This is a genomic window from Aeribacillus pallidus (genome assembly GCF_050478865.1).
Classification (GTDB): Bacteria; Bacillota; Bacilli; order Bacillales; family JACDOC01; genus JACDOC01.
In genome coordinates this window covers 1-11,275 of the sequence record NZ_JBCNBW010000043.1, presented here as the reverse complement: position 1 = coordinate 11,275, position 11,275 = coordinate 1, and the positions used below count along the sequence as shown (strand labels likewise).

The following is an 11,275-nucleotide window of genomic DNA, read 5'->3' as shown; positions in this document are numbered from 1 at the left end:
ACAAAAAAGAAAATTTTCCATAACTTAGTAGAATTGGGCTTTAAGGGGTCCTATCGGACCGTTTCTTAAGGGACAGTCCCGCTCCGCTTTAAAGTGTTAAAGTTTTTATTTTTTATGAGCATTGTTTTTCAGCTGAAGTTACCTTAAAGAAGGAATGTGGAATTTAATATAGAAATTTCATATTTAGAGAACAAGCAGATACCGATCAACACTTAATGGAGTGATTAAACAAACTAGTTAGACACATTTATAGCTCAATCAGCAAAAGGACGCGATGCCTCAATAGTAGGTATCGTATTTTTTATTATTTGTAATAGGTGTCACAAATTTCCTTTTCGTACGACTGATTAATTAGAAGAGGAAAACAGGTGGTGATGAGGTTGAACAAAGACAGGAAACGTCTCGTGATGGAGTGGTACGAAACGTACTACGATGACATTTATCGGTTTATTTTATTTATGTTGGGAGACAAACAATGCTGTGAAGATTTTGTTCATGACACGTTTGTTCGGGCATATACGGCCTATGATCGATTTGATCAACGCTCAAACGTAAAAACGTGGTTGTTCAGTATTGCCAAGCATTTGGTTCTAGATGAAATACGTAAAAGAAAGCGGAGAAGGTTATTTTCAATGAATTTGATGGAGAGGGACATTCCATCTTCCTTCAATGTAGAACAAATGATCGAACATAAAGAAGCAGTAACACATCTATTGACAGCTATCCAACAACTAAAACCTAATTACCGAATAGTGATTCTTTTGAAGAAGGTGGAGGAATGTTCGACAAAAGAAATTGCTCAGATTCTTGACTGGTCCGAGGCAAAAGTTCGTAAAACGTTATCTAGAGCGATGAAATCACTTAGAAAAATAAACGGGTTAGAAGGTGGTGGGCATGTTGAGAAAACATTTTGATGATCAGTGGAAGCTACTTCAACAACTGAAGCCAACAAGTAATCAAAAAGAAGCGATGAGAAAGAGAATTTGGGAATCCATTCAACATCACCCTGATCGCTCCCGAAAGAGTTTTATTCCATGGAAAAACATTTTAGCTACTGGTTTGCTCCTCCTTATTTGCGGAAGTTTTCTGTTATTCCTTCTGCTGGAAAGCACTCAACCACAATTTTCAGAAGGAATGAGTATAGGTGATAAGCAGTTCAGTTGGGATTTGAAAGATGTATATAGTAAAAATGCAGATCATGGTTTGGCACTATATCGTGAAGGTCAAGCAGCGGTGCAGGTTGGAGCTGTCCAGCAAATAACGGAAGAAGAAATGAATCGGATCATTCATAGTGTACCGATGTTTGTGTATAAAAAACTTGAAAATTTCCCCTATCCGACATCTATGTATATTGAGCATGTAAAAATGATGGACGTGTTAATCCGATACCACTTCTTTATTCCATTGACTGACGAAAAAGTCATTTATTTTACTTTTGAATATCCTAAGCTTGACCACGCTGAAATTTTTCAAGCCGTTTCTACGCTACGAATTGAAGGGATAAAGCCTTATACAGATACCGAACAGCTTTATGTGACACACGGTTACGGGACATTAATTTACCCTGTCGGACTAGAGCCCATTTCCATTTCTCCAAATAAAGAAGTGTATCATTGGGAAGGGGCGTCGATTGAGGCCTTTAATGCTTATATTAAAAAAATAGAAGAGGGCCATTGGGAGAAAAAAGCTACAACAAATCAATCTCATACGTTTGTGTCAGCAAGTGGAAACGAAGAAGTTACCATCACAATAGAGGGGGAAACAATCACGTATGAGTTTTTCTATCCGAACCGAGACCAATAGTCAAGCGTGGAAGAGGTTATGGAATGAGAACTCCCCATTAAAAGGGTACCATTATGAAGCAGGAAAACTCTCTTTGTGTATATTCATTTTTTAATTAAACGTTTGTATAAATGAACAAGCACGGTTCGAACTTGATTTTTTTATATTGCAGAATGTTAGTTCGTAATAGAAGGTAATTTAATACAAAAAATAGAATATATAATATATGACTTCTTAGAATGGACTTGAAGGAATACAAATATTCCGAAAAGGGAGAGGATGTACTTGTCAAAAATTAAATTAATCCCGTACAAGTTAGAAGAAGTCAGGAAGGATACAAAAGAGATACCTCCGGGAGTTGAACTGATACAAGCACCAGCTTTTTGGAAAAAAGGGTACTATGGGGATCATATAGTGGTTGCTGTAATTGATACAGGTTGTCAGACAGGTCATCCTGATTTGCAAGAGCGTATTATTGGTGGTTATAACTTTACTGAGGATTACGGAGGAGATCCTAACGTATTTCTCGATAACAATGGTCACGGGACACATGTTTGTGGCACAATTGCTGCTACAGAAAATGACCAAGGAGTTGTAGGGGTAGCCCCAAAGGCAAAACTGCTTGTTTTGAAGGTGTTAAATGGAAATGGAGAAGGTACAGTAGAATCCGTTACAAAAGCCATTCAATATGCTACCAAATGGAGAGGGAAAAATGGAGAAAAGGTACGAGTTATATCCATGTCATTAGGAGGTCCAGAAGATAATCCAGAGCTCCATAAAGCAATCCAAGAGGCTGTTAAACAAAATATAGTAGTAGTATGTGCGGCAGGTAATGAAGGAGATGGCGATGGAACAACAAATGAGTATAGCTATCCTGGTGCTTATTCAGAAGTTGTAGAAGTAGGATCTGTTGACCTAAACAAACGTTTATCACGTTTTAGTAATACGAATGATGAAATCGACTTATTGGCTCCAGGTGAAAAAATCCTTTCTACCTATCCAACGAATCAGTTTGCAGTATTGACAGGTACTTCGATGGCGACACCTCATGTATCTGGAGCAGTTGCTCTTTTAATCCAGCAGTTCGAGGCAGAGAACAAACGGACCCCTACCGAGCCAGAAGTATATGAACTGTTAATTCAGCATACAGTTTCCTTAGGATACAGTAAGAAGGAACAAGGGAATGGATTGTTACAGCTTCAAGCAGAAGTAAAGGAATGTGAGAAATCTTCCCCGAATCTATGAATACTTTTTGAGTCTATGAAATCGCACAAAGTATATAAAGTTTAGGGTGTCTATTTAGGCACCCTTTTATTTATTCTTTATTCATTTGTTACAACTTCCTTTGAGTTGTTAAAAGGAAGAAGGATTGAACTAGATAGTTGTAGAAGAAAGTAAAATCAATCAATGATCGTATAAGGAGAACCTTTCATATCAAAATGGAATCAATGATGAAATGATGGAAGGTAGAATTAAAAAATCATGATATTTAAGCCTTTATATTCGTTGATCATTGTTTTTTCCTTATACGCTTTGATCGAGAGAAAAGGGAATAAAAATGAAATAATATTGTTTTATACAGGTATTTTCTTATTTATTTTTCTTTTATCAAGATAATTTAGAATGAAATATTGAAATAATATCCTGTTGTAACCTTTCTAATCGGTATCAAGTTGAATTTTTGCAAATCACTAAAACTAACAAAGGGAATCGTTCATCAATTGAACGATTCCTTTTTGTGAATGACGAGGTGGTTGGATTGTAAAAAATGGAAATAAATCTTTTCGTTTCATATTGACACATTTTATATTAAAATATAGAGTATAATTAAATTTTAACCGATGAATTCTTATGAACTTTATAAACTCTGTGCTTTAGCATACTGTTAATCAAAAATTGACAGGATGAAAAAGCACTTCATTTTCTCGTACAGATTCAAATGATTGAACCTGTCCTATGAGGTCCCCTTTGACCCTAAAGATGATACACTAGGAATGGATGTATAAAGTGAACAATTGGACCCTTTTGGCATCTAAGTTTTTGAGGAGATGAATATGAACAAATCAAAAGGCTTTATTGAAGCAGAAATAAGTAAAGCAATCACTCAATGGGAAAAAGAATTCCTCGGACGAGGTTCATTATCAGTTAAGACAGATATTTTACGAGATATGATCATTGTGAATTTACAAGGTATTTTAACACCTGCTGAATATTCAGTTTGTGAAACAAAAGAAGGAATGTTATCTATAAAGAGGATTCGTTCTGATTTAGTTGAATCAGGGATAGAGGATTTAAAGGAAATTATTCTCACGATTACTGGAGAAGAAGTAAAAAGTTTTTTCACCGATATCAGCACTCGTACAGGAGAACGAGTAATGGTATTTAAATTATTTAATAATCTTGAGAAAAAATTTTAAAATAAAAAATAAATATATAAGGGAGATCTTCAAAGAACCTATGTGGTTAGTTGAAGATAAACCGACAATTTTCAGAAAACACGGTTAACAAAAACCGTTCGTTCTGAAATTGTCGGTTTTTTTATTTGAAAATAATGCTTGAAGGAGGGCTAACATGTCAGAAATTATCATACAAAATTTATTATCACCAGTCGTGTTGTTTTTCGTATTAGGAATTATGGCTTCCTTATTTAAATCAAATTTAAAATTTCCAGACGGATTAAGTGAAGGACTAAGTATTTATCTGTTAATTGCTATTGGACTCAAAGGGGGAATTGAACTTTCCCATTATTCCATTGAATCTGTTATTGGCCCCATTTTTGGTACATTATTTTTAGGAGTCATCATTCCTTTGATGACACTCATTATTTTACGATTAATGAAGATGGATCTAAAAAATTCTATTGGTCTAGCTGCAACTTATGGATCGATCAGTATTGTTACCTACGGAGCTGCCATCACGTTTCTTGAGAAAAGTGGAACAACTTATGAAGGATTTATGAATGCTTTAGTGGTGCTAATGGAAAGTCCTGCAATCTTAGTTTCATTACTGTTATTAAATATCATAGAAAAAAACAGGGATATACCAGAAATATCCTATCAAAGCATGAAGTTTATTCCAGCATCAGCAAAGCTAATTGATAAAGAAGTCATTAAAGAAAGTATATTTGGAAAAAGTATATTGCTGCTGTTAGGAAGTTTATTCATAGGATTGGTCCTTGGAGAACGTGCTGTACCAACGGTTAAACCATTATTTATAGACTTATATAATAGCGTGTTAATTCTTTTCTTATTGAACATGGGATTGATTGCAGGTAAGCGTCTGCCAGAAGTGAAAAAACACGGTTTCAAATTACTGTTGTTTGGATTAGGTGCTCCGCTTCTTTTTGGAAGTTTAGGCGTTTTCGTAGGGAGTCTTGCCCATCTATCTTTAGGCGGAAGTACATTAATGGGGGTTCTAGCAGGAAGTGCTTCTTATATTGCAGCACCAGCGGCATTAAAAACTTCTGTCCCAGAAGCAAATCCTTCGATTTATTTAGGATTATCATTAGGAGTTACTTTCCCGTTTAACCTTGTTATCGGAATACCTGTATATTATGAAATCGCTCAATGGATTGTTTTTTAGGGGACAGTCCCGCGATACTTTAAAGTGTGAAAGAGAAGCGTGATGAAGGTAAGAAATATTGAGTTCAGGGTTGGATTCAAAATAACTATAGTATTGGTTTTACGTTAAATGATAGGGTGGTGACGTGTGTCGCCATCCTTATGTTACTTTTTATCCGAGTTTACATAAAGTAAATATTACCAATATATGATAAAATATGTTTATGTCAAAAAAGGAAATTAATAGAGAGGTAAGGACAAAATGATTGTTTTTGAGAAAAACGAAATTAGTAAGCTAGAAGTGGAATTAGACATCATGAACTCTAATCCAGCCTATAACATAATTTCAAAAGATAGAGAAAAAATCGATGAAGAAGATATTCGTAATGAATATTTAGAGTGTAAGAGATTGAATACAGAACGCTTATTAGTTAAACAAAATGATGCGTATATTGGTCTAATAGATTATTGCTTAGAAAATCCATCTGATAACCTTCGTGGATCAGCTTGTTTGTCATTCATCAAAAGTATCAAGGAAATGGAACTGCTACTTTCGTTTATCAGTCTTTTGAGAATATGATTAAACAAATAAACAAGAAGATATTACGACTTGCTCCACAAACAAAATGAACGTGGATTAAGGTTTTGGTCAAAATTAGGTTACACGATATTTAAGGAAGTAGAATATCAAGGGAAACTTCACTATTGCTTAGAAAAAGAAATATAAGTTCCCCTTATTTTCTTATTCCCAATATGAAGTTAATTAGTTTTTTAAGTCATTTATTTGATTAAATTTTTAATAACGACAGGATTTGGAATCTTTTTTTGTCAGAATTTAGAAAAATATCTATACATTTGTTGGCAGACATTATACAATACGTATCATCTACACATTAAGTGAATCGTTGGAACGATAAAAGAGTATGGGGGCAGACATGGCTACGCAACAAAAAATACGGGACTATGGTATTGTGATTGGCTCAATGAAAACAGGAAAAAGGAATTCCATTACGGATGTGGAAGGCGTCACCGTTGGGCATACGACCCTCGATGACGGCGATATGAAAACAGGGGTAACAGCGATTGTTCCGCATCCAGGGAATTTGTTTAAAGAAAAGGTGCTAGGGGCTACCTATGTGATTAATGGGTTTGGAAAAACGACCGGAACGATTCAAATAGATGAGCTCGGTACGATTGAAACGCCGATTATATTAACGAATACGCTCAGTGTCGGTGTTTGTACGAACGCGCTTGTAAAATACATGTTAGAGCAAAACCCGGAAATCGGCCGGACGACTGGAACGGTGAACCCAATCGTTTGTGAGTGTAATGATATGTTGTTAAACGATATCCGAGCGGGATTTGTGAAAGAGGAGCACGTGTTCCAAGCGTTAGAACGGGCCTCTGTCGATTTTGACGAGGGGAGTGTCGGAGCGGGAACGGGAATGGCTTGCTTTGGTTTTAAAGGAGGTATTGGCTCTTCGTCTCGTTTATTAGAGATGTCACATGGTACATATACAATCGGGGTGTTGGTGCTTTCGAATTTTGGGCTCATGAAAGATTTTCGATTAAATGGTGAGCCAGTAGGGAAGAAGTTAAGTTCAGTCGTTCCTCCGCCGCATAAAATAGAAGATCAAGGTTCAATTATTATTGTCGTTGCTACGGATTTACCGGTATCGGAACGACAGCTGAAACGGATTATGAAACGGGCCTCTGTCGGGTTAAGTCGAACCGGTTCCTATTTTGGTAACGGAAGCGGAGATCTTGTGATTGGTTTTTCGACTGCTACTAAACAACCGCACTTCCCAACCCTTTCATTACTGACGATGGAAACCATTCATGAAACCGACATCGACCAAGCCTTTATTGCTGTTGCCGATGCCACTGAAGAAGCTATCTTAAACTCCATGATCACAGCAAAAACAACCATTGGGAGAGGCGGATATACGTTGTATTCGTTGGCTGATTTTTTGGGGGACAGTCCCGCGATACTTTAAAGTGTGAAAGGAAACCGTTATGAGGGCAAAAAAAATTCATCCTATAAGTCTTACAATTATTATTGGAACGTTGTTTGCGAGAATGGCGACGTTTATGACGATTCCGTTTTTAGCGATTTATTTGACGAATGTAAAAGGGGTTAGCCCGTCTGCTACGGGAGCGATTATTGGAATTAGTTCCATCGTAGGGCTATTTGGCGGTTTTTTTGGAGGATATTTTTCCGATCGATTTGGTCGGGAGATAGTGATGAAGATTTCGCTCTTTATGTGGGGATTTATCTTTATTGGCTTTGCAACTGCGGAGGCAGTCTTCGTCTTTTTCCTATTAAATGCATTAAACGGGTTATGCCGCTCGTTTTTTGAACCATCCTCTCGAGCGTTGTTGTCTAAAGTAACGAAACAAGAAAATAAATTGCTCGTTTTTAATTTACGATATGCGGCGATTAATGTGGGGGCAGCGGTAGGACCGCTAGTCGGGCTGAAAATTGGCAGTTCGTCATCGACAGCGGCATTTTTTGTGACAGCAGCTGTCTATTTTCTCTATTTTATTCTACTCATCATGATGTTTGCTCACTATAAAATTGAACAAGGGAACGTAGTGACGACCGAACGAGTAACTCTTCGTAAAGCCATCAACGTATTAAGTCACGACCGGGTGTTCTTGTTTGCCGTCATTGGAATGATTCTCGGAATCACTGGGTATTCGCAATTTAACTCAACGATTCCGCAATATTTATCCCAATTTGAAGATGGGGTAAAGCTTTTTTCTTATTTAATTGTATTTAATGCAATCACCGTGCTTGTCATGCAATACCCAGTCTCAAGAATTGGTAAGCGGTATTCGGCACTTACGTCCATTATGTGTGGTATTTTAACCGTTTCATTAGGACTATTAGGATTTGGTCTATTTACTTCAGTTCCTATGCTATTTGTCTCCATGTTCGTATTAACTGTTGGAGAAGTCATGATGTTTACGATGACCGACTTATTTATTGACCAAATCGCGCCACAACATATGAAAGGATTATATTTCGGTTCCATGAGCTTTACCGCCATTGGAGGCGCAATTGGCCCATGGATTGGTGGACTGATGCTTGAACAGCTAGGCTATGGGAATCATTTATTGATCTTTAGTTTATTAGCCTTATTTACTTCATTAGGCTTCCCGATTCTTTTATATGTAAAAGCGTTAATGAAAGTGACGAAGAGGAATGTGGAGTATAGTTTGTAAAAAACGTCTTGGGTTAAATGAAAAAAGGGCTTCTGGAAATGGAGGCCCTTTTTTTATTTATGGAAATGATGTTGATGTACTTACTGATTTATAGAATACCAATAGAATATAATAGGTGATTATTAATGCTTATAAATAACTTCCGTACAAATCTAAAAATCGATTATGTACCATCATATATGTTAGGTTTCCTTCTTTTAGCAGGTGAACTAACTCCTTGATATCGTTCCCCGTAATATCCTTTTCTGATTGATAAAGATAATTCCCGACACCAGCTACGGATTTTAATTGAAGGTTGTTTAAATAGTTCAATTTTTGACGGTACATAGAGAGATCGTTAAGCACCGTTTTAGGGTAAATCTCAATATCCACGATGAGTTTTTCTTTAGGGACCATGGAAAGCTGAGTCATCAGATGGTTTAAATTCTCTGTCCATAACCTCTTCAACGTATTCCCTAGTGGTACGATTACGATTTCGTCAAATAGGTGGTGATATTGTTGAAAGTAATGGATGAGCTCCTTGTCGTTCCATACGCTATTAAATCCTAGTTTTGCTTTAGTTTTTATCTTGGCAAGAAATGCGTTCAAAATAGCTAGTGCTTTCCTTGTGTTTTGATGGTAACTCTCTAACCATAATATATCTTGAGGAAATTGAAAACTTTTTAAATAGGTAGGTATATCTTGAATAGAGAAGCAAACATGCGAATGATGATTGGTTAACGCTTTTTTTAGTTGATTTGTATGGTAGATGATGTTCATTTCTTTTCATTCCTTTAACGTATTACTCTGTTGAGGGACTGTCCCCACAACGGTAGGACATGTATCCTACACTCTTTTGTTACTTGGCAATAACAGAATCAGAACAAAACTAATTAACGCAAAGGTAAAAACGCCCCAGTAGACATGATGAAGGGATAGGCTTAGACCATTTTTAAGCACAGAGATGGTCTGTTCACTTAACTGCTCTGTGCCGTGGGGGTCCAATAAGATGTTGGTCGAGTCGATATTGACCTTATTTTGTAGCCCGTTTTCTTTTATAAAATCTTGAAGCGATCCGTTTAAAATACCACCTAATAAGGCCGCGCCAACTGTGCTGCCGAGGCTACGCATAAACATATTGGAGGCGGTGGCGATTCCTCGTCGTTCCCAACTAACCGTGGACTGAATCGAGACAATGAAGGAAGTGGTGGAAAGCCCCATGCCGACCCCAATGAAAAAGGAACCGCCCATCGCATGAACAGGTCCATCATCCCCTGATAGTGTTAAAAAAATGATGCTTCCGATGATTAAGGAGATCCCACCAAGAATAGAAGTGGCACGAAAGCCAATTTTTAATAGTAAGCGTCCAGCAAGTGTCGAGGCGATCGGCCACCCAATGGACATGGTGGTTAATGTAAATCCGGCAACCATCGGTGATTGTTCCATGACCGCTTGTACAAACGCTGGTAAAAAAGATGAGATACCGATTAACATCACCCCTGTTGTTAAAGAGGTGATATTGGCGATCAAAATAGACCGTTCTTTCCAAATATCAAAGGGCATCATCGGTTCGTTGGCGCGACGTTCTTGGATGATAAAAAATAGAAACGCTGTAGCTGACACGATTAGTAGGGTGATTACAGGTGCGGATGACCAAGCCCAATGAACACCGCCTTCAACTAAAACAATCATCAACGTACTTATGGAAAGAAACATAAGTAATGCGCCGATGTAGTCGATATTCGGTTTTTTCTTTTGGATGTTTTCGTGTAAAAATAACGTGACCCCTACCATGGCTAACAGGCCAATTGGTATGTTAATCCAGAATACAAATCGCCAGCTCACATATTCGACTAACATTCCCCCTAATGCCGGACCCATGATGGCGGAAATGCCCCAAACGCTAGACAAGTATCCTTGAATTTTTGCTCGCTCTTCTTTCGTGTAGATGTCTCCAACAATGGTGGAAGCAATCGGCATGACTGCGCCTGCACCAAAGCCTTGGATGATACGGAAGAAAATTAAGGCTTCGATGGTCGAAGCGGTGCCGCATAAAATGGAACCGATCAAGAAAAAAGTAATTCCTATGTTTAAGATGGGTTTACGGCCAAACAGATCGGAAAGCTTACCGTAAATAAGAACCGTCACGGCATTCATTAATAAGTACGCGGAAAAAATCCAACTGTACTTCGAAAACCCACCAATTTCTGCAACAATGGAGGGCATCGCTGTGGACACGATCGTCGCTTCCACCGCCGCCATAAACATCGCCAGCATCACAGATGCCAGCACGAGCGGTCGTTTCGTTCTCTTTTCACTCTCTGAATCGGCAGCTTCAACAGATTTCTGCTTCGTCAAAGCTTCTTTATATGTCTCCATTTAATCACTCCTCTCTCATAAACGAACCCACATTCATTCCGATTGCAAGGAAACAAAGGCCGTGCCTTTTCAACCTTCAATCCTTAGCCAATCGAAATAACTCCTTCTTTCCATTATTAGGATAAAAAGAAAAATAGCCAAGTCCTAAATCTCAACCTAAGACTACTTTCATACTTTAGTATGGTAGTAAGGTTAGGGTGAGGGACAGTCCCGGGGGGGGGGGGGGGGAGAAGGGGGAGGAGATCACAAACCCTCCTCAAAACCCCCCCCCCCCCCCCCCCCCCCCCCCCCCCCCCCCCCCCCCCCCCCCCCCCCCCCCCCCCCCCCCCCCCCCCTCTTTCCCCTCC

10 protein-coding genes are annotated in these 11,275 nt (G+C 38.3%); 8 read left to right on the top strand and 2 right to left on the bottom strand.

From position 1 onward, the window contains the following. The first annotated feature begins 380 nt into the window (after positions 1-380). The 8 genes from ABES52_RS10620 to ABES52_RS10585 all read left to right on the top strand — a co-directional run bounded on the left by ABES52_RS10620 (position 381) and on the right by ABES52_RS10585 (position 8,570). On the top strand, positions 381-914 hold the full coding sequence (locus ABES52_RS10620) for an RNA polymerase sigma factor (protein ID WP_429651137.1): 534 nt from the start codon (positions 381-383) through the stop codon (positions 912-914). After that, positions 898-1,803: a hypothetical protein gene (locus ABES52_RS10615; protein WP_429651136.1), complete on the top strand. Its 906-nt coding sequence runs from the start codon at positions 898-900 to the stop codon at positions 1,801-1,803. Before ABES52_RS10620 ends, ABES52_RS10615 begins: the two co-directional genes overlap by 17 nt. 264 nt (positions 1,804-2,067) lie before the next feature. Further along, on the top strand, positions 2,068-3,027 hold the full coding sequence (locus tag ABES52_RS10610; RefSeq protein WP_429651135.1) for a S8 family peptidase: 960 nt from the start codon (positions 2,068-2,070) through the stop codon (positions 3,025-3,027). An 809-nt stretch (positions 3,028-3,836) separates the two neighbouring features. Further along, the gene (locus ABES52_RS10605; protein ID WP_429651134.1) at positions 3,837-4,199 is read left to right on the top strand and encodes a Na-translocating system protein MpsC family protein; all 363 of its coding nucleotides are present in this window, start codon (positions 3,837-3,839) and stop codon (positions 4,197-4,199) included. Positions 4,200-4,353: 154 nt separating this feature from the next. Continuing rightward, a complete protein-coding gene (locus ABES52_RS10600) occupies positions 4,354-5,364 on the top strand; it encodes a sodium-dependent bicarbonate transport family permease (RefSeq protein WP_429651133.1) in 1,011 nt (336 codons plus the stop codon). 240 nt (positions 5,365-5,604) lie between these two features. Continuing rightward, the gene (locus ABES52_RS10595) at positions 5,605-5,922 is read left to right on the top strand and encodes a hypothetical protein (RefSeq protein WP_429651132.1); all 318 of its coding nucleotides are present in this window, start codon (positions 5,605-5,607) and stop codon (positions 5,920-5,922) included. 355 nt (positions 5,923-6,277) lie between these two features. Then, positions 6,278-7,339 (top strand): DmpA family aminopeptidase, encoded by a 1,062-nt coding sequence (locus tag ABES52_RS10590; RefSeq protein ID WP_429651131.1) that lies wholly within the window; start codon positions 6,278-6,280, stop codon positions 7,337-7,339. A 19-nt stretch (positions 7,340-7,358) separates the two neighbouring features. Continuing rightward, a complete protein-coding gene (locus ABES52_RS10585) occupies positions 7,359-8,570 on the top strand; it encodes an MDR family MFS transporter (RefSeq protein WP_429651130.1) in 1,212 nt (403 codons plus the stop codon). 129 nt (positions 8,571-8,699) lie between these two features. Here the strand turns inward: ABES52_RS10585 and ABES52_RS10580 are convergent, their stop codons facing one another. Both ABES52_RS10580 and ABES52_RS10575 read right to left on the bottom strand, forming a co-directional pair. Then, positions 8,700-9,329, bottom strand: coding sequence for a hypothetical protein (locus ABES52_RS10580; protein WP_429651129.1), 630 nt, complete (start codon positions 9,327-9,329; stop codon positions 8,700-8,702). A gap of 66 nt (positions 9,330-9,395) precedes the next feature. Then, positions 9,396-10,928 (bottom strand): MDR family MFS transporter, encoded by a 1,533-nt coding sequence (locus tag ABES52_RS10575; RefSeq protein WP_429651128.1) that lies wholly within the window; start codon positions 10,926-10,928, stop codon positions 9,396-9,398. Between the last annotated feature and the right edge of the window lie 347 nt (positions 10,929-11,275).

Excerpts from the sequence above, each read along its gene's own strand:
- ABES52_RS10605 (WP_429651134.1), top strand. The coding sequence starts at position 3,837 with ATGAACAAATCAAAAGGCTTTATTGAAGCAGAAATAAGTAAAGCAATC.
- ABES52_RS10600 (WP_429651133.1), top strand. The coding sequence starts at position 4,354 with ATGTCAGAAATTATCATACAAAATTTATTATCACCAGTCGTGTTGTTT.
- ABES52_RS10595 (WP_429651132.1), top strand. The coding sequence starts at position 5,605 with ATGATTGTTTTTGAGAAAAACGAAATTAGTAAGCTAGAAGTGGAATTA.
- ABES52_RS10590 (WP_429651131.1), top strand. The coding sequence starts at position 6,278 with ATGGCTACGCAACAAAAAATACGGGACTATGGTATTGTGATTGGCTCA.
- ABES52_RS10585 (WP_429651130.1), top strand. The coding sequence starts at position 7,359 with ATGAGGGCAAAAAAAATTCATCCTATAAGTCTTACAATTATTATTGGA.
- ABES52_RS10580 (WP_429651129.1), bottom strand. The coding sequence starts at position 9,329 with ATGAACATCATCTACCATACAAATCAACTAAAAAAAGCGTTAACCAAT.
- ABES52_RS10575 (WP_429651128.1), bottom strand. The coding sequence starts at position 10,928 with ATGGAGACATATAAAGAAGCTTTGACGAAGCAGAAATCTGTTGAAGCT.